The organism is Bacillus sp. MSP13 (assembly GCF_000815295.1).
Taxonomy (GTDB): Bacteria; Bacillota; Bacilli; order Bacillales; family Bacillaceae; genus Bacillus; species Bacillus vallismortis.
Map to the genome: position 1 here is coordinate 49,488 of NZ_JXAQ01000004.1, position 23,360 is coordinate 72,847.

The 23,360-nt window shown below is 44.7% G+C and carries 27 protein-coding genes; 25 read left to right on the top strand and 2 right to left on the bottom strand.

Annotated features, from left to right (window positions below):
* Positions 1–13 precede the first annotated feature (13 nt).
* From rsgA to spoVM, 4 genes are all read left to right on the top strand, one after another.
* Complete coding sequence (gene rsgA / locus SC79_RS03610; protein WP_010327890.1) at positions 14–910, top strand: ribosome small subunit-dependent GTPase A; 897 nt, start codon at positions 14–16, stop codon at positions 908–910.
* A gap of 4 nt (positions 911–914) precedes the next feature.
* On the top strand, positions 915–1,568 hold the full coding sequence (gene rpe / locus SC79_RS03615; RefSeq protein ID WP_039073930.1) for a ribulose-phosphate 3-epimerase: 654 nt from the start codon (positions 915–917) through the stop codon (positions 1,566–1,568).
* Between the two features lie 70 nt (positions 1,569–1,638).
* Positions 1,639–2,283, top strand: coding sequence for a thiamine diphosphokinase (locus SC79_RS03620; protein ID WP_010327888.1), 645 nt, complete (start codon positions 1,639–1,641; stop codon positions 2,281–2,283).
* A 70-nt stretch (positions 2,284–2,353) separates the two neighbouring features.
* Positions 2,354–2,434 (top strand): stage V sporulation protein SpoVM, encoded by an 81-nt coding sequence (gene spoVM, locus SC79_RS03625; protein ID WP_003221545.1) that lies wholly within the window; start codon positions 2,354–2,356, stop codon positions 2,432–2,434.
* Positions 2,435–2,506: 72 nt separating this feature from the next.
* On the opposite strand, the gene rpmB is transcribed toward spoVM, so the two are convergent.
* A complete protein-coding gene (gene rpmB, locus SC79_RS03630; protein WP_003221548.1) occupies positions 2,507–2,695 on the bottom strand; it encodes a 50S ribosomal protein L28 in 189 nt (62 codons plus the stop codon).
* 277 nt (positions 2,696–2,972) lie between these two features.
* On the opposite strand from rpmB, the gene SC79_RS03635 reads away from it, so the two are divergent.
* The 13 genes from SC79_RS03635 to ftsY all read left to right on the top strand — a co-directional run bounded on the left by SC79_RS03635 (position 2,973) and on the right by ftsY (position 18,037).
* Positions 2,973–3,335, top strand: a complete 363-nt coding sequence (locus SC79_RS03635; protein WP_003238605.1) for an Asp23/Gls24 family envelope stress response protein — start codon at positions 2,973–2,975, stop codon at positions 3,333–3,335.
* Positions 3,336–3,350: 15 nt separating this feature from the next.
* Positions 3,351–5,012 (top strand): DAK2 domain-containing protein, encoded by a 1,662-nt coding sequence (locus SC79_RS03640; RefSeq protein WP_039073931.1) that lies wholly within the window; start codon positions 3,351–3,353, stop codon positions 5,010–5,012.
* Positions 5,013–5,150: 138 nt separating this feature from the next.
* Positions 5,151–5,813: an L-serine ammonia-lyase, iron-sulfur-dependent subunit beta gene (sdaAB, locus tag SC79_RS03645; protein ID WP_039073932.1), complete on the top strand. Its 663-nt coding sequence runs from the start codon at positions 5,151–5,153 to the stop codon at positions 5,811–5,813.
* Positions 5,814–5,836: 23 nt separating this feature from the next.
* Positions 5,837–6,739: an L-serine ammonia-lyase, iron-sulfur-dependent, subunit alpha gene (sdaAA, locus tag SC79_RS03650; protein WP_039073933.1), complete on the top strand. Its 903-nt coding sequence runs from the start codon at positions 5,837–5,839 to the stop codon at positions 6,737–6,739.
* Positions 6,717–8,765 (top strand): ATP-dependent DNA helicase RecG, encoded by a 2,049-nt coding sequence (gene recG / locus SC79_RS03655; protein WP_039073934.1) that lies wholly within the window; start codon positions 6,717–6,719, stop codon positions 8,763–8,765. The genes sdaAA and recG overlap by 23 nt, the downstream gene beginning before the upstream one ends.
* 108 nt (positions 8,766–8,873) lie before the next feature.
* Positions 8,874–9,440, top strand: a complete 567-nt coding sequence (fapR, locus tag SC79_RS03660; RefSeq protein WP_010327883.1) for a transcription factor FapR — start codon at positions 8,874–8,876, stop codon at positions 9,438–9,440.
* Between the two features lie 13 nt (positions 9,441–9,453).
* Positions 9,454–10,455 (top strand): phosphate acyltransferase PlsX, encoded by a 1,002-nt coding sequence (plsX, locus tag SC79_RS03665; RefSeq protein ID WP_039073935.1) that lies wholly within the window; start codon positions 9,454–9,456, stop codon positions 10,453–10,455.
* A 17-nt stretch (positions 10,456–10,472) separates the two neighbouring features.
* On the top strand, positions 10,473–11,426 hold the full coding sequence (fabD, locus tag SC79_RS03670; RefSeq protein ID WP_039073936.1) for an ACP S-malonyltransferase: 954 nt from the start codon (positions 10,473–10,475) through the stop codon (positions 11,424–11,426).
* Positions 11,419–12,159 (top strand): 3-oxoacyl-[acyl-carrier-protein] reductase, encoded by a 741-nt coding sequence (gene fabG, locus SC79_RS03675; protein WP_039073937.1) that lies wholly within the window; start codon positions 11,419–11,421, stop codon positions 12,157–12,159. The genes fabD and fabG overlap by 8 nt, the downstream gene beginning before the upstream one ends.
* A gap of 84 nt (positions 12,160–12,243) precedes the next feature.
* Positions 12,244–12,477 (top strand): acyl carrier protein, encoded by a 234-nt coding sequence (acpP, locus tag SC79_RS03680; protein ID WP_003154310.1) that lies wholly within the window; start codon positions 12,244–12,246, stop codon positions 12,475–12,477.
* A 139-nt stretch (positions 12,478–12,616) separates the two neighbouring features.
* Positions 12,617–13,366 carry a ribonuclease III gene (gene rncS, locus SC79_RS03685; RefSeq protein ID WP_039073938.1) on the top strand — a complete coding sequence of 250 codons (750 nt, stop codon included), beginning with the start codon at positions 12,617–12,619 and terminating at the stop codon, positions 13,364–13,366.
* A 101-nt stretch (positions 13,367–13,467) separates the two neighbouring features.
* Complete coding sequence (smc, locus tag SC79_RS03690) at positions 13,468–17,028, top strand: chromosome segregation protein SMC (protein WP_039073939.1); 3,561 nt, start codon at positions 13,468–13,470, stop codon at positions 17,026–17,028.
* A 19-nt stretch (positions 17,029–17,047) separates the two neighbouring features.
* Positions 17,048–18,037 (top strand): signal recognition particle-docking protein FtsY, encoded by a 990-nt coding sequence (ftsY, locus tag SC79_RS03695; RefSeq protein ID WP_039073940.1) that lies wholly within the window; start codon positions 17,048–17,050, stop codon positions 18,035–18,037.
* Positions 18,038–18,074: 37 nt separating this feature from the next.
* On the opposite strand, the gene SC79_RS03700 is transcribed toward ftsY, so the two are convergent.
* On the bottom strand, positions 18,075–18,560 hold the full coding sequence (locus SC79_RS03700; protein ID WP_039073941.1) for an Ig-like domain-containing protein: 486 nt from the start codon (positions 18,558–18,560) through the stop codon (positions 18,075–18,077).
* A gap of 180 nt (positions 18,561–18,740) precedes the next feature.
* Between SC79_RS03700 and SC79_RS03705 the strand changes: the two genes are divergently transcribed.
* The 8 genes from SC79_RS03705 (at position 18,741) to rplS (ending at position 23,303) form a co-directional block, all read left to right on the top strand.
* Positions 18,741–19,073 carry a putative DNA-binding protein gene (locus SC79_RS03705; RefSeq protein ID WP_010327873.1) on the top strand — a complete coding sequence of 111 codons (333 nt, stop codon included), beginning with the start codon at positions 18,741–18,743 and terminating at the stop codon, positions 19,071–19,073.
* A 13-nt stretch (positions 19,074–19,086) separates the two neighbouring features.
* Positions 19,087–20,427, top strand: coding sequence for a signal recognition particle protein (gene ffh / locus SC79_RS03710; protein ID WP_010327872.1), 1,341 nt, complete (start codon positions 19,087–19,089; stop codon positions 20,425–20,427).
* Between the two features lie 105 nt (positions 20,428–20,532).
* Entirely contained in the window at positions 20,533–20,805 is a 273-nt protein-coding gene (gene rpsP / locus SC79_RS03715; RefSeq protein ID WP_003220815.1) for a 30S ribosomal protein S16, read from the top strand.
* On the top strand, positions 20,805–21,050 hold the full coding sequence (locus SC79_RS03720) for a KH domain-containing protein (RefSeq protein WP_039073942.1): 246 nt from the start codon (positions 20,805–20,807) through the stop codon (positions 21,048–21,050). Before rpsP ends, SC79_RS03720 begins: the two co-directional genes overlap by 1 nt.
* Before the next feature lie 121 nt (positions 21,051–21,171).
* The gene (locus SC79_RS03725) at positions 21,172–21,558 is read left to right on the top strand and encodes a YlqD family protein (RefSeq protein WP_010331118.1); all 387 of its coding nucleotides are present in this window, start codon (positions 21,172–21,174) and stop codon (positions 21,556–21,558) included.
* 4 nt (positions 21,559–21,562) lie between these two features.
* On the top strand, positions 21,563–22,087 hold the full coding sequence (gene rimM / locus SC79_RS03730) for a ribosome maturation factor RimM (protein ID WP_039073943.1): 525 nt from the start codon (positions 21,563–21,565) through the stop codon (positions 22,085–22,087).
* On the top strand, positions 22,084–22,815 hold the full coding sequence (gene trmD / locus SC79_RS03735; RefSeq protein ID WP_039073944.1) for a tRNA (guanosine(37)-N1)-methyltransferase TrmD: 732 nt from the start codon (positions 22,084–22,086) through the stop codon (positions 22,813–22,815). The genes rimM and trmD overlap by 4 nt, the downstream gene beginning before the upstream one ends.
* Before the next feature lie 140 nt (positions 22,816–22,955).
* On the top strand, positions 22,956–23,303 hold the full coding sequence (gene rplS / locus SC79_RS03740; RefSeq protein WP_003220825.1) for a 50S ribosomal protein L19: 348 nt from the start codon (positions 22,956–22,958) through the stop codon (positions 23,301–23,303).
* Positions 23,304–23,360 lie beyond the last annotated feature (57 nt).

The window sequence follows — 23,360 nt, forward strand, 5'->3', positions numbered from 1 at the left end:
AAGGAGGGAAAATATGCCCGAGGGCAAAATTATTAAGGCGCTAAGCGGTTTTTACTATGTACTGGATGAATCAGGGGATTCAGATAAAGTGGTTCAATGCAGAGGAAGAGGCATTTTTAGAAAGAACAAAATTACCCCTCTTGTCGGTGATTATGTTGTGTATCAAGCTGAAAATGACAAAGAGGGATATCTGCTAGAAATTAAAGAAAGAACCAATGAGCTTATCAGGCCGCCAATTTGCAACGTGGATCAAGCGGTCCTTGTTTTCTCAGCGGTTCAGCCTTCTTTCAGCACGGCATTGCTCGACCGCTTCTTGGTTCTCGTTGAAGCCAATGATATTCAGCCGATTATATGCATTACAAAAATGGATCTGATTGAAGATCAGGATACACATGATGCGATTCAAACCTATGCACAAGACTACCGGAATATTGGGTATGACGTGTATCTCACCTCCTCTAAGGACCAAAACAGTTTAACGGATATCATCCCGCATTTTCAGGACAAAACAACGGTATTTGCCGGTCAGTCCGGTGTGGGAAAATCCTCGCTTCTCAACGCGATCAGTCCGGAGCTTGGTTTAAGAACTAACGAGATTTCCGAACATTTGGGCCGCGGGAAACACACTACCCGCCACGTAGAGCTGATTCACACGTCCGGAGGCTTGGTTGCAGATACTCCGGGATTCAGCTCGCTCGAATTTACAGATATTGAGGAAGAAGAGCTTGGTTATACCTTCCCTGATATCAGAGAAAAAAGCGCTTCGTGCAAATTCAGAGGCTGTTTGCATCTGAAAGAACCAAAATGTGCAGTGAAACAAGCTGTTGAAGACGGGGAATTAAAGCAGTATCGCTACGACCATTATGTTGAATTTATGACGGAGATTAAAGACAGAAAGCCGAGGTATTAGCATAATGATAAAGGTTGCACCATCTATTCTATCCGCTGATTTTGCCGCTCTAGGCAATGAGATTAAAGATGTAGAAAAGGGCGGAGCCGATTGTATTCATATTGATGTCATGGACGGCCACTTTGTCCCGAATATCACGATCGGTCCGCTGATTGTAGAGGCTGTCCGGCCGGTAACAGACCTGCCGCTGGATGTTCATTTAATGATAGAAGAGCCGGATCGTTACATCCCGGCTTTCGCTAAAGCCGGCGCAGATATCCTGTCGGTGCATGCTGAGGCATGTCCGCACCTGCATCGTACCATCCAGCTTATTCAAGAGCAAGGGGTGAAGGCCGGTGTTGTTCTGAACCCGCATACGCCTGTACAAGTTATCGAGCATGTTTTCGACGACCTTGATCTTGTTCTTTTAATGACGGTGAACCCGGGATTTGGCGGGCAGAAATTTATTCATTCTGTCCTTCCTAAAATCAAAGAGGTTAAGCGAATGGCGGATGAAAGAGGAAAAAAAGATCTGTTAATTGAAGTAGACGGCGGCGTCAATAAAGAAACCGCTCCGCTAGTCATTGAAGCGGGCGCAAATTTACTCGTAGCCGGTTCAGCTGTTTACGGCCAGCCTGACCGCCAAAAAGCAATTTCTGAAATCAGAGGAAGTAAATAAGCAGCAGGAAAAAGAGCTGGGCATGCAGAGCCTAAGCTCTTTTTCCTGTATGCTGAGAAAGGGATCAGAGATGAAAACAATCAATATCGTTGCGGGAGGCCCTAAAGATCTCATTCCTGATCTAACCGGCTATACAGCTGGGGACATCCTTTGGATCGGTGTTGACAAAGGCACCGTTACTCTTTTAGATGCCGGGCTCATTCCTGATGAAGCTTTTGGAGATTTTGACAGCATAACAGAGCAAGAACGCAGCCGAATTGAAAATGCCGCTCCCGCACTTCATGTGTATCAAGCAGAAAAAGATCAAACAGATTTAGATCTCGCCCTTGATTGGGCGCTGGAAAAACAGCCGGATATCATTCAGATTTTCGGCATTACAGGCGGCAGAGCTGATCATTTTTTAGGAAATATTCAGCTTCTGTATAGAGGTATAAAAACGAATATCAAAATTAGGCTGATAGACAAACAAAATCATATTCAAATGTTCCCTCCCGGTGAATATGATATGGAGAAGGATGAAAACAAGCGATATATCTCCTTCATACCGTTTTCCGAAGAAATACATGAGCTGACACTGGCTGGTTTTAAATATCCGCTGAATAATTGTCATATTACGCTCGGTTCAACACTATGTATTAGTAACGAACTCATTCATTCACGAGGTACTTTTTCGTTTGCAAAAGGCATATTAATAATGATAAGAAGCACGGATTAGCATGTGCTTTCATTCATTTGCTGACATCAGTGAACAGGCGGTTACGGGACGTTATAGGAGGGGACAAAAAATGAAATTTTACACCATTAAATTGCCGAAGTTTTTAGGAGGAATTGTCCGGGCGATGCTGGGTTCATTTAGAAAAGATTAAGGCCCAGGGGTTCATAGCCCTCTTTCACCACATAAAAACGCCTGCCACATATAGAGGCAGGCGTTCATTTTGTTATACACGCTCAACTTTACCGGATTTCAAAGCTCGAGCAGATACATATACTTTTTTAGGTTTTCCGTTCACAAGGATACGAACCTTTTGAAGATTCGCGCCCCAAGTGCGCTTAGAAGCGTTCATTGCGTGAGAACGGTTATTCCCAGCTGTTGTTTTTTTACCTGTGATAACGCATTTACGTGCCATTTGTTTCCCTCCTCACTTGCACAAAACATCTACTTTTTAACATTTCATATGATCTTAGATGCTTTCGATATGGATACTTTAAATAATTTACCACAGCTAAAAAACGTTTGCAACTATTGTTTCATCATCTTTCAAGAAAATTCACTTGACATCTTGCGCAAACAGCGGTGCTATAGTATATGTAGAGGGACGGCAGCAATAGCTGGTCTTTTCTTTTCATAATGGAAACCATATAGTAGAATAGCTGTAACTCTATGCATTCGAAGGAGGAACTAGTGTGTCCATTGAATTAAGAACGAAGTACGGGCAGATTGATATATCTAATGAAGTCATTGCGATGGTGGCAGGAGGCGCGGCGATCGACTGTTACGGCATTGTCGGAATGGCCTCTAAAAACCAGATTAAAGACGGACTGACTGAAATCCTTCGGAAAGAGAATTTCAGCAGAGGCGTCCAAGTTCGCCAAGAAGGAGAACAGATACATATTGACATGTATATCATTGTCAGCTATGGAACGAAAATTTCTGAAGTGGCACATAATGTCCAAACAAAAGTAAAGTACACAGTAAATCAAACCATCGGATTGGCAGTGGACTCTGTTAATATTTATGTCCAAGGCGTCCGAGTGACGAACCCGTAGTTAGGAGGAGTAGGATTGTCTATTAGAACATTAGACGGCAGAACCTTTGCCGGGATGATTCTCGCGGGAGCGCAGAATCTGTCTCAAAATGCGAGTGCGGTTGATGCGCTCAACGTGTTTCCGGTGCCGGACGGCGATACGGGGACAAATATGAACCTGTCGATGACTTCCGGAGCAAGAGAAGTGGAGCAAATGGATACGGATGATATCGGTAAGGTGGGTTCCGCGTTATCGAAAGGGCTGCTCATGGGAGCGCGCGGAAATTCAGGAGTGATCCTGTCCCAATTGTTCCGCGGATTCAGTAAAAGCATTGAAACGAAAAAAGAAATGAATGCACAAGAGTTTGCCGCTGCGCTGCAAGCCGGTGTTGATATGGCGTATAAAGCTGTCATGAAGCCTGTAGAGGGCACCATTTTAACAGTTGCAAAAGACGCTGCGAAAAAAGCGGTGGCTCTGGCAGAAAAAGAAACCGATATCACAGCGCTGATGACTGCAGTGACAGAGGAAGCAGAGGCATCTTTAAACAGGACACCTGAATTGCTTCCAGTTCTAAAGGAAGTAGGAGTCGTCGACAGCGGGGGCAAAGGCCTGCTTTGTGTGTATGAAGGTTTCCTCGCTTCATTAAAAGGTGAAACTGTGCCTCAGAAAGCTGTTCTTCCGTCACTTGACGACATGGTCAGCGCAGAGCATCATAAGAGCGCGCAAAGCGCAATGAATACAGAAGATATTGAATTTGGTTTTTGTACTGAAGTGATGGTTAGACTCGATCAGGAAAAACGAGAATTCAACGAAGGTACGTTCAGACAAGATCTTAGCCAGTTCGGTGATTCTCTGTTAGTCATTGCGGATGAATCGCTGGCGAAGGTTCATATTCATGCGGAAGAACCGGGAAATGTATTAAACTATGCCCAGCATTATGGTGAATTGATCAAAATTAAAATAGAGAATATGAGAGAACAACATACTTCTCTTATCAGCCAGGAAAGCAAGCCTTCTGGCAACGAAAAACCGCCGGCAAAGCAGCCCTATGGCGTTGTGACTGTAGCAATGGGAGAAGGCATTTCTGACTTATTTAAAAGCATCGGCGCTTCTGTTGTGATTGAAGGCGGTCAGACAATGAACCCGAGCACTGAGGATATTGTCGATGCCGTGAAATCCGTAAATGCGGAAACAGTGTTTATCTTACCGAATAACTCCAACATCATCATGGCGGCTAATCAAGCGGCAAGTGTAATGGATGGACAGGTTTTCGTCATTCCTGCCAAAACGGTTCCCCAAGGGATGTCAGCCCTGCTGGCATTTCATCCGGATCAAGAAGCTGAAGCGAACGAGGCCAATATGCTTAGCGCCATTCAGCAGGTGAAAAGCGGGCAAGTGACGTACTCAGTCAGAGATACCCATATTGATGGCAAGGATATTAAAAAAGGCGACTTTATGGGAATTCTGAATGGAACGATTATCGGCACTGCTGAAGATCAGCTGACAGCCGCGAAAACGCTGCTGTCAGAAATGATCGGAGAAGACGACGAAATTGTCACCATCCTATACGGTGAGGATGCGTCTCAGGAAGAAGCTGAGGAGCTTGAAGCGTTCCTTAGTGAAAAGTACGAGGAGATTGAGGTTGAGATCCATAACGGAAAACAGCCGCTATATTCGTATATCGTTTCAGCAGAATAGAAGGGCGATTCGCCCTTCTATTCTTATGTCTGCTTTTAAGTGCGGCAGCGCTGTGACGCGCCCGCTTGCCATTTTATATATGATCAATTAGTCTAGAAGCAAAGCGCTTATAAACTCTGGTTCATAAGGAGGAATAGCATGAAATACAGAAGCGTTTTTGATATTATCGGCCCGGTTATGATCGGTCCGTCCAGCTCGCATACGGCGGGGGCGGCAAGAATCGGGAGAGTGGCCAGAAGTTTATTTGGCAGAGAGCCTGAGCGCATCACCGTATCCTTTTACGGCTCTTTTGCGGAAACGTATAAAGGTCACGGCACAGATGTCGCGATTATCGGTGGATTGCTTGATTTTGATACATTTGACGAACGGATTAAAACCGCTATACAAATTGCAGAAGATAAAGGTATTGATATAGAGTTTCGCGTTGAAGACGCTGTACCCGTCCACCCGAACACAGCCAAAATCACCATTTCTGATAAAAAGGGAGAGCTTGAGCTGACAGGTATTTCGATTGGCGGAGGGAAGATTGAAATCACAGAATTAAATGGTTTTGAACTCCGATTGTCAGGAAATCATCCTGCTATATTGGTTGTTCATAATGACAAGTTTGGCACGATTGCCGGTGTTGCCAATGTCCTGGCGAAATTTTCAATCAACGTTGGCCATATGGAAGTAGCCCGAAAGGATATCGGCCAGCTTGCTTTGATGACAATAGAGGTCGATCAAAATATTGACGAACAAATTCTCAACGAGCTGTCAAAGCTGCCGAATATTATTCAAGTAACAAAGATTGCTGACTAGCGAAAGGTCAGGAGGAGCCAGTTATGTTTCGTAATGTAAAGGAATTATTAGAGATAACAAAAGAAAAGCAACTATCCATCTCTGATGTGATGATCGCACAAGAGATGGAAGTTACAGAAAAAACAAAAGAAGAGATTTTTCAGCAGATGGATCACAATTTGTCTGTTATGGAAGCGGCGGTTCAAAAAGGACTCGAGGGAGTGACGAGCCAAACGGGCTTAACTGGCGGTGACGCCGTGAAATTACAGGCTTACATTCGGTCAGGTAAAAGCCTGTCTGGCCAGCTGATTTTAGATGCGGTATCGAAAGCTGTTGCAACAAATGAAGTGAATGCAGCCATGGGAACCATTTGTGCGACACCGACTGCGGGTTCTGCTGGTGTCGTGCCCGGCACGTTATTTGCTGTAAAAGAAAAACTGAACCCAACAAGAGAACAAATGATCCGCTTTTTGTTTACCTCTGGGGCTTTTGGATTTGTCGTGGCTAATAACGCAAGTATTTCCGGCGCCGCCGGAGGATGCCAGGCAGAGGTTGGATCAGCATCAGGCATGGCTGCTGCGGCGATTGTTGAGATGGCAGGAGGAACACCAGAACAGAGCGCGGAGGCCATGGCCATTACATTAAAAAATATGCTCGGACTCGTGTGCGATCCTGTTGCGGGGCTTGTTGAAGTGCCGTGCGTGAAACGAAATGCAATGGGAGCTTCAAATGCAATGATTGCTGCTGATATGGCATTGGCGGGCATTACAAGCCGCATTCCATGTGATGAGGTTATTGATGCCATGTATAAAATTGGCCAGACGATGCCCACAGCACTTAGAGAAACAGGCCAAGGCGGTTTGGCGGCAACACCGACAGGAAGAGAATTAGAGAAAAAAATTTTTGGAGGAGCGCTAGGAACACGTGAAACAACATCAGCAAACTAGTATAGCCAACATTAAGGGCATTGGGCCGGAAACAGAAAAAACATTGAAGGAACTCGGTATTTATGACATTTCTGATCTTCTGAATTATTTCCCTTATCGCTATGATGACTACGAGCTGAGGGATTTAGAAGAAGTCAAGCATGATGAAAGAGTTACAGTCGAAGGGAAGGTTCATTCGGAGCCTTCTCTTACCTATTACGGAAAAAAACGGAACAGACTGACATTTAGGGTTCTTGTCGGCCATTATTTGGTCACAGCCATATGCTTCAACCGGCCTTATTTGAAGAAAAAGCTTTCTCTGGGCTCTGTCGTGACAGTCTCAGGTAAATGGGACAAGCACCGTCAAACCATTTCTGTTCAGGAGTTGAAAAACGGTCCGCATCAAGAGGATAAGAGCATTGAACCAGTGTATTCTGTGAAAGAAAACGTTACCGTCAAAATGATGAGACGTTTTATTCAACAAGCGCTGACCCAGTATGCAGACTCGCTTTCCGATCCTCTTCCGGAAAAGCTACGAACACGTTATAAGCTGCCGGATTATCATCAGGCGTTAAAAGCGATGCACCAGCCTGAAACAAGAGAAGCGTTAACGCTTGCAAGACGCCGGTTTGTTTATGAGGAGTTTTTGTTGTTTCAGTTGAAAATGCAGGCGTTTCGAAAGGCGGAAAGAGAGCAGACTCAAGGGATACGGCAGCGTTTTTCAAACGAAGAACTCATGAAATTTGTCAACAGCCTCCCGTTTCCTCTCACTAACGCCCAATCCCGCGTGCTTCGCGAAATAACGGCAGACATGTCTTCTCCGTACAGAATGAACCGTCTTCTTCAAGGAGACGTCGGATCAGGAAAAACGGCAGTCGCCGCTATTGCGCTGTATGCCGCGATCTTATCCGGATACCAGGGCGCGCTTATGGTGCCGACAGAGATTCTGGCCGAACAGCATGCTGATTCGCTCGTTTCACTATTTGAAAAGTGGGATATTAGCGTTGCTCTTTTGACAAGCTCTGTCAAAGGAAAGCGGCGAAAAGAACTGCTTGAGCGTCTTGCAGCGGGAGAGATTGATATTCTTGTAGGAACCCACGCTTTAATACAGGATGAGGTGGAGTTTAAGGCGCTGAGTCTCGTCATTACAGATGAGCAGCATCGTTTTGGTGTTGAGCAGCGCAAAAAACTTCGGAACAAGGGACAGGATCCCGATGTTCTCTTTATGACAGCCACTCCAATCCCAAGAACGTTAGCCATCACAGTGTTCGGCGAAATGGATGTATCTGTCATTGATGAGATGCCGGCGGGACGAAAACAGATCGAAACTTATTGGGTCAAGCATGACATGCTGGACCGTATTTTATCATTCGTTGAAAAAGAATTAAAGCAGGGAAGACAGGCTTATATCATCTGCCCGCTGATTGAAGAATCAGACAAGCTTGATGTGCAAAACGCCATTGACGTGTACAATATGCTTTCTGATATTTTCCGGGAGAAATGGAATGTCGGCCTGATGCACGGAAAGCTTCATTCCGATGAAAAGGATCAGGTCATGCGGGAGTTCAGTGCGAACCACTGTCAAATTCTCGTATCAACGACAGTTGTTGAGGTTGGCGTGAATGTTCCGAATGCAACCATTATGGTGATTTATGACGCCGACCGTTTCGGATTATCTCAGCTTCACCAGCTGCGCGGCCGTGTCGGACGGGGCGAGCACCAATCGTTCTGCATTCTGATGGCCGATCCTAAATCAGAAACAGGGAAAGAACGGATGAGAATCATGTCCGAGACCAATGACGGTTTTGAGCTGTCTGAAAAGGATCTGGAACTGAGAGGACCGGGAGATTTCTTCGGAAAAAAACAAAGCGGTATGCCTGAATTCAAGGTGGCGGACATGGTTCATGATTACAGAGCGCTTGAAACGGCGAGGCAGGATGCCGCGAATCTTGTGGCTTCTGACGCGTTTTGGAAGGAGCCGGAATATGGGGCGCTGAGAGATCAATTGCTGAAGAGCGGAGTAATGGACGGGGAAAAATTAAGTTAGTCACCAGAAGTTTTTAGTGTCCAGCTAGAAACAATCGTTGCATTCCAATCTATGAAATTATATACTACTATTAGTACCTAGTCTTAATTGTCCGGATGGTGTTTAGATATGAGAAGAAATAAGAGAGAACGCCAGGAATTACTTCAGCAGACGATTCAAGCAACCCCCTTTATTACAGATGAAGAATTAGCGGGTAAATTTGGGGTGAGCATCCAGACAATTCGTTTGGACCGCTTAGAGCTTTCGATACCGGAGCTGAGAGAAAGAATTAAGAATGTTGCAGAGAAAACGCTTGAAGATGAAGTGAAATCCCTGTCACTGGACGAAGTGATCGGAGAAATTATTGACCTTGAGCTGGATGATCAAGCGATATCCATTTTAGAAATAAAACAGGAGCATGTGTTCAGCCGGAATCAAATTGCCAGAGGACATCATTTATTTGCACAGGCGAATTCCTTGGCTGTGGCAGTTATTGATGACGAGCTGGCACTGACCGCAAGCGCAGACATCCGCTTTACAAGACAGGTGAAGCAGGGGGAACGTGTTGTAGCGAAAGCGAAAGTGACGGCGGTCGAAAAAGAAAAAGGAAGAACAGTTGTCGAAGTGAACAGCTATGTTGGCGAAGAAATTGTTTTTTCTGGACATTTTGACATGTACCGTTCAAAACAATCATAAAGGTGGAGCATGCATGAGAATAGCTGTAGATGCAATGGGAGGAGACCACGCTCCCAAAGCTGTTATTGACGGAGTTTTAAAGGGTATAGAGGCATTTGATGATCTCCATATCACACTTGTCGGTGACAAAACAACGATAGAATCACATTTAACAACAACATCAGACCGCATCACGGTGCTGCACGCAGATGAAGTGATTGAGCCAACGGATGAACCGGTTCGCGCCGTGCGAAGAAAAAAGAACTCATCTATGGTCCTTATGGCGCAGGAAGTTTCGGAAAGCAGAGCTGACGCCTGCATTTCAGCAGGAAATACCGGCGCATTAATGACAGCCGGTCTGTTTATTGTCGGCCGAATTCAAGGGATTGACCGTCCGGCGCTTGCCCCGACGCTTCCCACCGTTTCAGGAGATGGATTTCTCCTTCTTGATGTCGGCGCCAATGTCGATGCCAAGCCGGAGCACCTCGTCCAATATGCCATCATGGGTTCTGTTTATTCTCAGCAAGTGCGCGGTGTCACTTCACCGAGAGTCGGGCTTTTAAATGTTGGAACAGAAGATAAAAAAGGAAACGAACTGACGAAGCAGACGTTTCAATTATTAAAAGAAACAGCTAATATTCATTTTATCGGAAACATAGAAGCGCGAGACCTTTTAGATGATGTGGCGGATGTTGTAGTAACAGACGGCTTTACCGGGAATGTTACACTCAAAACGCTGGAAGGTTCTGCGTTGTCTATTTTTAAAATGATGAAAGAAGTCATGACGTCTAATTTCACATCAAAGCTTGCGGCAGCTGTGCTGAAGCCGAAGATGAAAGAAATGAAAATGAAAATGGAGTATTCGAATTATGGCGGAGCGAGTCTGTTCGGCTTAAAAGCGCCTGTGATCAAGGCGCATGGCTCTTCAGATTCTAATGCTGTATTTCATGCGATTCGCCAAGCAAGAGAGATGGTCAGCCAAAATGTGGCTGCGCTCATTCAGGAAGAAGTAAAAGAAGAAAAAACAGATGAATAGTCTGGAGGTTTTGCATCATGAGTAAAATTGCATTTTTGTTCCCGGGACAGGGATCACAATTTATCGGCATGGGGAAAGAGCTTTATGAGCAGGTGCCTGCTGCAAAGCGTCTGTTTGATGAAGCGGATGAAACATTGGAAACAAAACTCAGCTCACTGATTTTTGAAGGTGATGCGAAAGAATTAACACTTACATACAATGCGCAGCCTGCTTTGCTGACGACAAGCATTGCTGTTCTTGAGAAATTTAAAGAATCTGGCATTACACCTGATTTCACAGCAGGACACAGCCTTGGTGAATATTCCGCGCTTGTTGCGTCTGGCGCGCTGTCTTTCAAAGATGCTGTTTATACCGTCAGAAAACGCGGAGAGTTTATGAATGAAGCAGTTCCTGCTGGCGAAGGAGCTATGGCCGCGATTCTTGGCATGGATGCCGAAGCATTAAAGCAAGTAACCGATAAAGTCACGGAGGATGGCCATCTGGTTCAGCTTGCGAATCTCAACAGTCCTGGACAAATCGTTATTTCCGGTACAGCTAAAGGGGTAGAGCTTGCAAGTGAACAGGCAAAAGAGAACGGTGCAAAACGCGCGATCCCGCTTGAAGTAAGCGGTCCCTTCCATTCTGAACTGATGAAGCCAGCTGCGGAAAAGCTGAAAGAAGTATTGGATTCCTGTGACATAAAAGACGCTGGCGTTCCGGTCGTTTCAAATGTTTCTGCTGATGTCATGACCGCTAAAGCAGAAATCAAAGAGAAGCTCATTGAACAGCTCTACTCTCCGGTTCGTTTTGAGGAAAGCATTAACAAGCTGATTGAAGAGGGTGTTACGACCTTTATTGAAATTGGCCCCGGAAAAGTGCTTTCAGGCCTTGTGAAAAAAGTAAACAGACGCTTGAAAACAATTGCTGTATCAGATCCGGAAACGATCGAGCTGGCAATTCAAACGCTTAAGGAGGAGAATGAAAATGCTTAATGACAAAACAGCTATTGTCACTGGGGCATCCCGCGGAATCGGCCGCGCAATTGCCCTTGACCTGGCAAAAAGCGGCGCGAACGTTGTCGTCAACTACTCCGGCAATGAAGCGAAAGCAAATGAAGTGGTGGATGAAATCAAATCAATGGGCAGAGAAGCAATTGCTGTCAAAGCGGATGTATCAAATCCTGAAGATGTACAAAACATGATAAAAGAAACGTTATCTGTTTTTTCTGCGATTGACATTCTTGTTAATAATGCCGGAATTACAAGAGACAATCTCATCATGAGAATGAAAGAAGATGAATGGGATGATGTCATTAACATTAACCTTAAAGGTGTTTTCAACTGCACGAAAGCTGTTACAAGACAAATGATGAAACAGCGTTCAGGCCGAATTATTAACGTATCGTCTATCGTCGGCGTCAGCGGAAATCCTGGACAAGCCAACTATGTGGCTGCAAAAGCTGGCGTAATCGGTTTAACAAAATCTTCTGCTAAGGAGCTTGCAAGCCGAAATATTACGGTAAATGCGATTGCGCCTGGATTTATCTCAACTGATATGACAGATAAGCTTGCCGAAGACGTTCAAGACGAAATGCTGAAACAAATTCCGCTCGCGCGCTTTGGTGAACCAGGTGACATCAGCAGTGTTGTCACGTTCCTTGCTTCAGAGGGAGCACGTTACATGACAGGCCAGACGCTTCATATTGACGGCGGAATGGTGATGTAAGTTTTTTTCTCGAAAATTTCATCATAGTTTCTCTAGTTTTTTAAAAACGAATCCACTATAATACTTGAGGGGAGGTGAATTGCTATGGCAGATACATTAGAGCGTGTAACGAAAATCATCGTAGATCGCCTTGGCGTTGATGAAGCAGACGTCAAACTTGAAGCTTCTTTCAAGGAAGACTTAGGTGCTGATTCCCTAGATGTAGTTGAGCTTGTTATGGAACTTGAAGACGAGTTTGATATGGAGATTTCTGACGAAGATGCTGAAAAGATTGCAACAGTCGGCGACGCTGTGAACTACATACAAAACCAGCAATAAGCTGATGCTAAAAGTCCCGCCGAGATGCGGGGCTTTAGCCCTTTATTCGTGCAGTTATTACAGCATGCCGCTTTTACGCGCGCTGTATCCGGTTTAGTCAGAGAAGCGCGGTGAACCTGATGTGCCTATGGAGGTTACTATGTCAAAACACTCACATTATAAAGATAAAAAAAAGTTCTATAAAAAAGTAGAACAATTTAAAGAGTTTCAAGAACGGATTTCGGTTCACTTTCAAAATGAAAAGCTTTTGTATCAAGCATTTACACATTCATCTTATGTGAATGAGCATCGGAAAAAGCCGTATGAAGATAATGAAAGGCTTGAATTTTTAGGTGACGCTGTTTTGGAACTGACGATCTCCAGATTCTTATTTGCCAAGTATCCGGCTATGAGTGAAGGAGATTTGACGAAATTGAGAGCCGCGATTGTATGCGAACCATCTCTCGTTTCATTGGCTCACGAACTGTCATTCGGCGATCTTGTCCTGTTGGGCAAAGGTGAGGAAATGACAGGCGGAAGAAAGCGTCCTGCCCTATTGGCGGATGTATTTGAGGCATTTATAGGAGCCTTGTATCTTGACCAGGGATTAGAGCCGGTCGAAAGTTTCTTAAAAGTCTATGTGTTCCCTAAAATTAACGATGGTGCTTTTTCTCATGTGATGGATTTTAAAAGCCAGCTGCAGGAATACGTGCAGCGGGACGGCAAAGGCTCTCTGGAGTATAAAATTTCCAACGAAAAAGGGCCTGCGCACAACCGTGAATTTGAAGCCATCGTATCGCTAAAAGGTGAACCACTCGGAGTCGGAAACGGCCGATCAAAGAAAGAAGCCGAACAGCATGCTGCTCAGGAAGCTTTGGCTAAATTGCAAAAATATCATACGAAACAATAAAATCCCCCTGAATCATAAGGGGGATTTCAGTATGTATGCCGTCTTATTTTATCCATGTTTTATGATAGAATTGAAATACTTATTACATAAGGAGGATCGCTATGTTCCTCAAACGTTTAGACGTTATAGGATTTAAATCATTTGCAGAACGGATTTCCGTGGATTTTGTAAAAGGCGTTACAGCGGTTGTCGGTCCAAATGGTAGCGGAAAAAGCAACATCACTGATGCCATTCGCTGGGTTCTTGGAGAACAATCGGCACGGTCTCTTCGAGGCGGAAAAATGGAAGATATCATTTTTGCCGGCAGTGATTCGAGAAAGCGATTAAATTTGGCTGAAGTTACACTTACCCTTGATAATGATGATCATTTCTTGCCGATTGACTTCCATGAGGTCAGCGTGACACGACGTGTATACAGATCAGGCGAGAGTGAGTTTCTGATTAACAATCAGCCGTGCCGCTTAAAAGATATTATTGATTTATTTATGGACTCTGGCCTCGGTAAAGAAGCATTTTCTATTATTAGCCAAGGAAAAGTGGAAGAGATCCTGAGCAGTAAAGCGGAGGATCGCCGCAGTATCTTTGAAGAAGCGGCCGGGGTGCTTAAATATAAAACGAGAAAGAAAAAAGCAGAAAATAAACTGTTTGAGACACAGGACAATTTAAACCGGGTAGAGGACATATTACATGAGCTTGAAGGACAGGTTGAACCTCTTAAAATTCAAGCATCCATAGCGAAAGACTATCTGGAGAAAAAGAAAGAGCTGGAGCATGTTGAAATAGCGCTGACTGCCTATGATATCGAAGAACTGCATGGTAAATGGTCAGCTCTCAAAGAGAAAGTGCAGCTCGCAAAGGAAGAAGAGCTCGCTGAATCGGCTGCGATTTCTGCGAAAGAAGCAAAAATTGAAGAGGCGCGAGACAAAATTCAAGCGCTGGATGAATCAGTAGATGAGCTCCAGCAGGTCTTATTGGTGACAAGTGAAGAGCTGGAAAAGCTTGAAGGCCGTAAAGAAGTCCTAAAAGAACGCAAGAAAAACGCTGTGCAAAACCGAGAACAGCTTGAAGAAGCCATTGTTCAGTACCAGCAAAAAGAAACGGTCCTGAAAGAAGAGCTTGCGAAGCAGGAGGCTGTCTTTGAAACGCTTCAGGCAGAGGTGAAACAGTTAAGAGCTCAGGTAAAAGAAAAACAGCAGGCTCTCAGTCTTCACAATGAAAATGTCGAAGAAAAAATCGAGCAGCTGAAAAGCGATTACTTTGAGCTGTTAAACAGCCAGGCTTCGACCCGCAACGAGCTCCAGCTGCTTGATGACCAGATGTCCCAATCCGCTGTCACATTACAGAGGCTTGCGGACAACAATGAAAAGCATCTAGAGGAACGGCGCGATATTTCTGCGCGAAAAGCCGCATGTGAAACGGAGTTTGCCCGAATTGAGCAGGAGATTCACAGCCAAGTCGGCGCATATCGTGACATGCAGACAAAATATGAGCAGAAAAAGCGCCAATACGAAAAAAATGAATCCGCTCTGTATCAGGCATATCAATACGTTCAGCAAGCGAGATCGAAAAAGGACATGCTTGAGACGATGCAGGGTGATTTCTCCGGCTTTTATCAAGGTGTTAAAGAAGTCCTGAAAGCGAAAGAGCGGCTCGGCGGAATTCGCGGAGCGGTCCTAGAGCTGATCTCAACAGAACAGAAGTATGAAGCGGCCATTGAAATTGCGCTCGGCGCTTCTGCCCAGCATGTCGTAACCGACGATGAACAGTCTGCCCGTAAAGCGATTCAATATTTAAAACAGAATTCCTTCGGCCGGGCGACGTTTCTGCCTCTTTCTGTAATCAGAGACCGGCAGCTTCAAAGCCGGGACGCGGAAACAGCGGCGCAGCACTCGTCGTTTCTCGGGGTCGCCAGTGAACTTGTCACATTTGATCCTGCGTATCGGCGCATCATCCAGAACCTTCTTGGAACTGTGCTGATCACAGAGGATTTAAAGGGAGCAAACGAGCTTGCGAAGCTTCTCGGGCACCGGTACCGCATCGTAACCCTTGAGGGAGATGTCGTGAATCCGGGTGGTTCAATGACGGGCGGAGCGGTTAAAAAGAAAAATAACTCGCTGCTCGGGAGAAGCCGTGAGCTTGAAGATGTGAGCAAACGGCTCACTGAAATGGAAGAGAAAACAGCGCTGCTTGAACAAGAAGTGAAAACACTTAAGCAATCTCTTCAGGATATGGAGAAAAAACTGGCTGACTTAAGAGAAGCCGGGGAAAGCTTGAGAGTAAAGCAGCAGGATGTAAAAGGCCAGCTGTACGAACTTCAAGTTGCCGAGAAAAATATCAACACTCATTTAGAGCTCTATGATCAAGAAAAATCTGCTCTGTCAGAAAGCGATGAAGAGAAGAAAACGCGTAAACGCAAGCTGGAAGAAGAGCTTTCTGCCGTATCGGAAAAGATGAAGCAGCTTGAAGAGGATATAGATAGGCTGACAAAACAAAAACAAACGCAATCCTCAACGAAAGAGTCTCTTTCCAATGAGCTGACTGAGCTGAAGATCACAGCAGCCAAAAAAGAGCAGGCATGCCAGAGTGAAGAGGACAACCTTGCCAGACGTAAGAAAGAGCTCGCAGAAACAGAGTTTGCGTTAAAAGAAGCGAAAGAAGACTTAAGCTTCTTAACGTCAGAGATGTCATCAAGCACCAGTGGCGAAGAAAAGCTTGAAGAAGCTGCAAAACATAAATTGAATGACAAAACGAAAACGATTGAACTGATCGCGTTAAGGCGCGACCAGCGTATCAAGCTTCAGCACGGGCTTGATACATACGAGCGTGAGCTGAAAGAAATGAAACGTCTGTATAAACAAAAAACAACGCTTCTAAAAGACGAAGAGGTCAAACTGGGCCGAATGGAAGTTGAGCTTGATAATTTGCTCCAGTACTTACGGGAAGAATACAGCTTGTCCTTCGAGGGGGCAAAAGAGACCTATCCGCTGGAAACCGATCCAGAAGAAGCCAGAAAGCGCGTGAAGCTGATTAAGCTCGCAATTGAAGAACTTGGTACTGTAAACCTTGGAAGCATAGATGAGTTTGAGAGGGTCAACGAACGGTATAAGTTTCTGTCAGAACAAAAAGAAGATTTGACAGAAGCGAAAAATACCCTGTTCCAAGTGATTGAAGAAATGGATGAAGAAATGACAAAGCGCTTTAATGACACATTCGTCCAAATCCGATCACACTTTGATCAAGTCTTCCGCTCCTTATTCGGAGGAGGACGAGCTGAACTGAGGCTCACCGATCCGAACGATCTGCTTCACTCAGGAGTCGAGATTATCGCACAGCCGCCGGGGAAAAAACTGCAAAACTTAAATCTTTTGTCAGGCGGAGAACGTGCCCTTACTGCTATAGCGCTCTTATTCTCAATCTTAAAGGTTCGCCCTGTACCGTTTTGCGTCCTCGACGAAGTAGAGGCTGCGCTTGACGAAGCGAATGTGTTCCGATTTTCACAGTATTTAAAAAAATACAGCAGCGATACCCAGTTTATAGTGATTACCCACAGAAAAGGGACGATGGAGGAAGCGGATGTGCTATACGGCGTAACCATGCAGGAGTCTGGTGTTTCCAAGGTAATCTCAGTTAAGCTGGAAGAAACAAAAGAATTCGTTCAGTAACGAGGAAAGAGGGTAAAAGATGAGCTTTTTTAAAAAATTAAAAGAGAAAATCACAAAACAAACAGATTCCGTATCTGAAAAGTTTAAGGATGGCCTTGAAAAAACAAGAAACTCCTTTCAAAACAAAGTGAATGATCTTGTATCCCGTTACCGTAAAGTGGATGAGGATTTCTTTGAAGAGCTTGAAGAGGTTCTTATCGGCGCGGATGTCGGCTTTACAACCGTTATGGAATTAATAGATGAGCTGAAAAAAGAAGTGAAACGAAGAAATATTCAAGATCCGGCGGAAGTCCAGTCTGTGATTTCCGAGAAGCTGGTCGACATTTATAATAGCGGTGATGGGCAAATTTCTGAGTTGAATATTCAGGATGGGCGTTTAAATGTAATCCTCCTCGTAGGTGTAAACGGAGTCGGCAAAACGACAACAATCGGAAAGCTTGCCCATAAATTAAAGCAAGAAGGAAAGTCTGTCGTACTTGCTGCCGGAGACACATTTAGAGCGGGTGCTATTGAACAGCTGGAAGTATGGGGAGAGCGTACGGGAGTGCCTGTCATTAAGCAAACGGCCGGAAGCGATCCCGCGGCTGTTATCTACGATGCTGTCCATGCTGCCAAAGCAAGAAATGCTGATGTTTTAATCTGTGATACGGCAGGTCGTCTTCAAAACAAAGTGAATCTGATGAAAGAGCTTGAAAAAGTGAAGCGCGTCATTGAGAGAGAAGTGCCTGAAGCGCCGCATGAGGTGCTGCTTGCCCTAGATGCCACGACCGGCCAAAACGCGATGGCGCAGGCGAAAGAGTTCTCTAAAGCAACAAATGTTACGGGTATTGCTTTAACGAAGCTCGATGGTACGGCAAAAGGCGGGATCGTTCTCGCGATCCGCAACGAGCTCCATATTCCGGTTAAACTAGTCGGATTAGGTGAAAAAGTGGATGATCTTCAGGAATTCAACGCAGAATCGTATGTATACGGCCTGTTTTCAGATTTAGTGGAAAACGCCGATGATTAACAAAAAAAGGCCCCCGAAAAAGGGCCTTTTTCCTTTATTATCTTCTCACTTGATAGGCGAAATGATAAAGGCTGTTATCTGTGGATACCAGTCTCGCATCTCCTGAATAAACTCTGAATGGGATGATGTCGTAGTAATGAACGGAAACAGATGTGTAATACGTATAGTACCCAGCGGCTGGCCCCAAATACATTGGAACCTCAAATGTTCCGTTTTCATCGGTTGTTCCTGAAGCTGTTTTTGTTGTGTTTCCGACTTTCGTATCTGCCTCAAATCGTACTGGAGCGTTTGGCACTGGCTGTCCGTTTTGATCGAGTAATTTGCCGCTTACGGTGATATTGTACTTCACTCGCCAATATTGACCTTGGCCGTAATTGATTTTACCGTAAACTCCTCCATCTGTGCTGATATTTGTGATCGAAGCCTTATAAGGCGCCTCAGCAGCGTCTGCTTGCTGTGCCGGGACAATGAGTGTAAACACAGCTGCCAAGCATAGCGTAAACAATAAACCGATTTTTTTCATATAAACTCCTCCTTTAAAATAGGGTTCATATATAACATCGGAATAAAATGGATAATATTTAGTGTATTTTGGAAAAAAGGCAATCATTGCTTTGACAAGATAAAAACTTGACAGTCTTCATGAAACCGTGTAAACTAAGTTATCGTAAAGGGATTTGACTTAACAAAGGGGAGAGCTCAAATGTCGCTTGAAAAGACAACGAGAATGAATTATCTGTTTGATTTTTATCAGTCGTTGTTGACGTCAAAACAGAAGAGCTATATGTCGCTTTATTATTTGGACGATTTCTCCCTAGGCGAAATAGCCGAAGAATATGAGGTTTCAAGACAAGCTGTTTATGATAACATCAAACGAACAGAAGCGATGCTTGAACAATATGAAGAAAAGCTGCTCCTTTTGAAAAAGTTTCAGGAGCGTAAAGAGATGTTTAATAAGCTGAAGGAGCTTGCTTCCGGTTCAATAGAAGAGGAAGAAATTACAGCTCTGATTGAAGCGCTTGAGAAATTAGATTAGGAGGCGGCAAACTATGGCATTTGAAGGATTAGCCGACCGACTGCAGCAGACGATTTCCAAAATTCGCGGAAAAGGGAAAGTCAGCGAACAAGATGTCAAAGAGATGATGCGTGAGGTTCGTCTTGCGCTGCTTGAGGCTGACGTTAACTTTAAAGTAGTCAAGGATTTTGTCAAAAAAGTAAGTGAACGCGCTGTAGGCCAAGACGTCATGAAAAGTCTGACGCCCGGCCAGCAGGTCATTAAAGTTGTTCAAGAGGAACTGACTGAGCTGATGGGCGGCGAAGAGAGCAAAATCGCCGCCGCAAAAAAGCCGCCGACTGTTATTATGATGGTCGGTCTACAAGGTGCCGGTAAAACGACAACAAGCGGTAAGCTTGCGAACCTGCTGCGCAAAAAGCATAATCGCAAACCGATGCTGGTTGCTGCCGATATTTACCGTCCGGCCGCTATTAAACAGCTGGAAACGCTCGGCAAACAGCTTGACATGCCTGTTTTCTCACTTGGTGATCAGGTCAGTCCTGTAGAAATAGCGAAACAGGCTATTGAAAAAGCCAAGGAAGAACATTATGACTATGTCATTTTGGATACGGCAGGCCGCTTGCATATTGACCATGAATTGATGGATGAACTCACCAGCGTGAAGGAAATCGCGAATCCGGAAGAAATTTTCCTGGTTGTCGATTCAATGACCGGACAGGACGCTGTGAATGTCGCCCAAAGCTTTAATGAACAGCTCGGTTTAACCGGTGTTGTGCTGACTAAGCTTGATGGCGACACACGCGGCGGTGCTGCGCTTTCTATTCGCGCGGTCACAAACACGCCGATTAAGTTCGCTGGTCTAGGCGAAAAGCTTGATGCGTTAGAACCGTTCCATCCTGAACGCATGGCATCAAGGATTCTCGGTATGGGCGATGTGCTGACATTAATTGAAAAAGCACAGGCCAGCGTCGATGAAGATAAAGCCAAAGAGCTGGAACAAAAAATGAGAACCATGAGCTTCACATTGGACGATTTTTTGGAGCAGCTCGGGCAGGTCAGAAACATGGGGCCTCTTGATGAGCTTCTGCAAATGATGCCAGGTGCCGGCAAAATGAAAGGCCTGAAAAACATCCAAGTGGATGAAAAACAGCTGAATCATGTGGAGGCAATCATTAAATCAATGACTGTTCGTGAAAAAGAACAGCCGGATATCATCAATGCCAGCCGGCGAAAGCGGATTGCGAAAGGGAGCGGGACATCCGTTCAGGAGGTCAACCGTCTGCTTAAGCAGTTTGACGAAATGAAAAAAATGATGAAGCAGATGACAAACATGTCAAAAGGTAAGAAAAAAGGGTTTAAGCTACCTTTTATGTAATCGGTTATACATGATAAAACCGTTGTTAAGAAAAAACACTTTACAAACACTTTTATCATTGTTAATATACTATCTTGTTGAAATATTTTCGGAGGTGCTAGTAAAATGGCAGTAAAAATTCGTTTAAAACGTATGGGAGCAAAAAAATCTCCTTTCTATCGTATTGTTGTAGCAGATTCTCGTTCACCGCGTGACGGCCGTTTCATCGAAACAGTCGGAACATACAACCCGGTTGCAAAACCAGCGGAAGTAAAAATCGACGAAGAGCTTGCTCTTAAATGGCTTCAAACTGGAGCGAAACCATCTGATACAGTTCGCAACTTGTTCTCTAGCCAAGGAATCATGGAAAAATTCCACAACGCTAAACAAGGCAAGTAATGACTGATCGACACTTGGAAGATTTGATTGTCCAAATTGTGACGCCGCTTGTTGATCACCCAGATGACATTCGCGTCATAAGAGAAGAAACCGATCAAAAGATTGCGCTGCGCTTATCTGTCCATAAGTCAGATACCGGTAAAGTTATCGGAAAGCAAGGCCGGACTGCAAAAGCGATTCGAACAGCTGTATTTGCAGCTGGCGCACAGTCTTCTAAGAAAGTTCAATTTGAGATATTTGACTAAAAGGGAGAGGGCCGGCACCTCCCCTTTTTTTACACGCAAAAAAAGGGTAAACTGATAGAAGCTTAGGCAAAATAGAGAGGCCTGAGCCAAAAAAAGTTTTAAAAGCGGGGAGCTTGGTGCGATGCAAATTATTCACCGTGTAGCCGTTATGCAAGTCTTAACCGAGCACAGCAAGGAAAAGCTTTTAGCTTCTTTTGCCGAAAAGAAACAAATGCTTGAACGAGAATGCAGCCAGCTCTATTTTCAGCTAAGAAAACATGAGAAAGAACAGCAAAACCCTGATATGATCGAACAATTTAAAAAGGCAATAGAAAAGCGGAAAGACAACATAAAAATAATCGATTTTCAAATTGCTCAAGTACATACATTGCCGCTTGGCAGTGAGATGAAAGAAAAGGAAGTCGATGCGCTGCTGACAATTGAAGCCGGAGATAACTGGCATGAGAAAACAGCAGCAAACACCATCGTCATAAAAGACGGACAAGTAATTGAAATTCGCCAGAGGTGATCATATGACAAAGCGATGGTTTCATGTAGGTAAAATCGTAAATACCCACGGAATTAAAGGCGAGGTACGGGTGATTTCGAAAACAGATTTTGCCGAGGAACGGTACAAGCCGGGCAACACGCTGTATTTGTTTAGGGAGGGACATAACGAACCCGTTGAAGTAACGGTAAACACGCACAGACTGCATAAACAATTTCATCTGCTGCAGTTTGAAGAAAGACAAAGCCTGAATGAAGTGGAAGAGCTGAAAAACGCAATCATTAAAGTTCCAGAAGAAGATTTAGGAGAGCTGAATGAGGGAGAATTTTATTTCCACGAAATCATTGGGTGTGAAGTATTTACCGAGGACGGCCAACTAATCGGAAAGGTAAAAGAAATTTTGACGCCTGGAGCTAATGACGTGTGGGTCATCGGCCGAAAAGGGAAAAAAGACGCGCTGATTCCTTACATTGAATCAGTGGTCAAACATATCGATGTCAGCGAAAAGAAAATTGAGGTTGAACTCATGGAAGGATTAATAGACGAATGAAAATCGATTTTTTGACGCTGTTTCCCGACATGTTTGAAGGCGTGCTCGGTTCATCGATTCTTCAAAAAGCGCAGGATAAAGACGCGGTGCAGTTTCAGGTCGTAAATTTCCGACAGTATTCTGATAACAAGCACAATACTGTCGATGATTATCCTTATGGCGGCGGCGCAGGCATGGTTCTCAAGCCTCAGCCTGTTTTTGACGCGGTCGAGGACCTGACATCAAAGGCGGCCGCTGCTCCGCGTATTATCCTCGTTTGCCCGCAAGGTGAGCGTTTCACCCAAAACAAAGCCGAACAATTAGCGAAGGAAGAGCATTTGCTGTTCATTTGCGGCCACTATGAAGGCTATGATGAACGCATTCGCGAGCATTTGGTAACGGATGAAATATCCATTGGCGATTTTGTCCTGACCGGCGGCGAGCTCCCTGCAATGATGATTGCAGACAGTGTGGTCCGACTGCTTCCGGGTGTGCTGGGCAAAGAGGCTTCCCATATTGAGGATTCATTCAGCACCGGCCTCTTAGAGCACCCGCATTATACAAGACCGGCAGATTACAAAGGTTTAAAAGTGCCTGAAACACTTCTGTCAGGAAACCATGCAAAAATCAAAGAGTGGCGGAATAAAGAATCAATCAGAAGAACCTATGTAAGACGCCCGGATCTTCTGAAAGACTATCCGCTTACAGACCAGCAAAGAAAATGGATTTCTGAATGGGAAAAAGAATAGATTTTATTGCACAGATTATGAAATTGTGATAAGATACTACTTGTGGCTTAAAGCGGGCTTATCCGCTGCAAGCTTGAAAACGATGTTCCGCTGTGCCGGGGTATGTGGCCAAGAGCATCTGTTGGAAGGAGTTGAAAACGATGCAAAAACTAATTGAAGATATCACAAAAGAACAGCTTCGCACTGATCTTCCTGCGTTCCGTCCTGGTGACACTTTACGTGTACACGTTAAAGTTGTTGAGGGTAACCGTGAGCGTATCCAGATCTTTGAAGGTGTTGTGATCAAGCGTCGTGGTGGTGGAATCAGCGAAACGTTCACAGTTCGTAAGATTTCTTACGGTGTTGGTGTTGAACGTACTTTCCCTGTACACACACCAAAAATCGCGAAAATCGAAGTTGTGCGTTACGGTAAAGTACGCCGTGCTAAGCTTTACTACCTGCGTGAACTTCGCGGAAAAGCGGCTCGTATTAAAGAGATCAGACGATAATGATAACGACGAAAAGAGCTTGTTACCTGTAACAAGCTCTTTTTTTATACACAATTT